Genomic DNA, 1,104 nt, shown 5'->3' with positions numbered 1-1,104 from the left:
CAGGCCCCGGAAGGCGGGACGGCCCCCGGCGCCGTCGCCCCGGCCCGGAACGGATCGCCGGTCGACCCGTACTTCACGATCCCGGTCCCGGGCCGCAGCGCCGGCGGGCAGGCGGCGGTGGATCCATCGTGGCAGCCTGCAGCTCCGCCGCCCTCCCCCGGCCTGGTCTCCGGCCGGACACCGGACAGGCAGTCCGAGCCCGGCACGGTAACGGTCAGGGCCGGGGACACGCTCTGGGATATCGCTGCCCGGGATCTGGGCAGCCTGGCCACGGATGCCGAAATCGCCGCGCACTGGCCGCGCTGGTATGCCGCGAACCGGGCCGTGATCGGGGCCGATCCGGCACTGTTGGTTCCGGGCCAGATTCTGACCCCGCCGTCCGGCCGCTGAGCACCCGGCCAGGTAGACAGGTAGAGAGGAACGACCATGAGCGATGCACGCCGGTTGGACCCCGCTGCCGCGCACTCGGGGCAGCCCGTGATGCGGGAGCAGCTGCAGGCACTGGCCCCGGCCAGCGGGGCGCCCCGGCCCCTCACCGTCCGTCCGGTCCGCCCGGCCGAACCGGACAGCTACTTCGCTCCGGTCATCAGGCTCCGCCCGCAGGCCGGGGCCGAACCCGCCGCAACGGTTCCCGCACCGGCCGGTCCTCCTGCGTCTTCCGTTCCCACCGGGTGTGACGGCGCCGAGGAACTGCGCCAGGTCACCGGAACGGCACGATCCATCGCCCAGGCCTGCATGGAGGCCATCGGCGGCACCCGTCCGGTCCAGCAGTTGGCGCGCTGGCTGGACCCGGACTGCTATGACAAGCTCGTCCGCCGGGCGGCACTCGCCCGGGAGCACAGGATCCGGCAGGCACCGGGCAGGACCGGCCGCCGGCCGCTGCCCAGCGCCGTCGTGCGCTCTGCCAGGCTCTGCCGGGTTGCCGCCGAGGCCTACGAAGCATCGCTGGTGGTCGTGGAACCGCACCGGGCCCGCGCCGTCGCCCTCCGCCTGGAGCGCCGGCGCGGACTCTGGAAGGTCACCGCCCTGGAAATAGGCTAACCGCGGCTACTTGCGGCGGCGCCGGGCGGCGCGGTTGGGCTGGGGCCGGCCGGGGCGGTTCCC

The 1,104-nt window shown here is 74.8% G+C and carries 2 protein-coding genes; both read left to right on the top strand.

Annotated elements, in window-relative coordinates; all coding sequences use genetic code 11:
* Positions 1-390 (top strand): LysM peptidoglycan-binding domain-containing protein (locus ACFQ36_RS22865; protein WP_377017886.1); only part of this gene is annotated, 390 nt, incomplete at its 5' end.
* A 36-nt stretch (positions 391-426) separates the two neighbouring features.
* Entirely contained in the window at positions 427-1,041 is a 615-nt protein-coding gene (locus ACFQ36_RS22860) for an Rv3235 family protein (RefSeq protein WP_377017884.1), read from the top strand.
* Positions 1,042-1,104 lie beyond the last annotated feature (63 nt).

The organism is Arthrobacter sp. GCM10027362 (genome assembly GCF_042679445.1).
In the GTDB taxonomy this organism is placed as follows: Bacteria; Actinomycetota; Actinomycetes; order Actinomycetales; family Micrococcaceae; genus Crystallibacter.
Note: the sequence above shows the minus strand (reverse complement) of the source record. Positions and strands in the feature narration are given on the sequence as shown.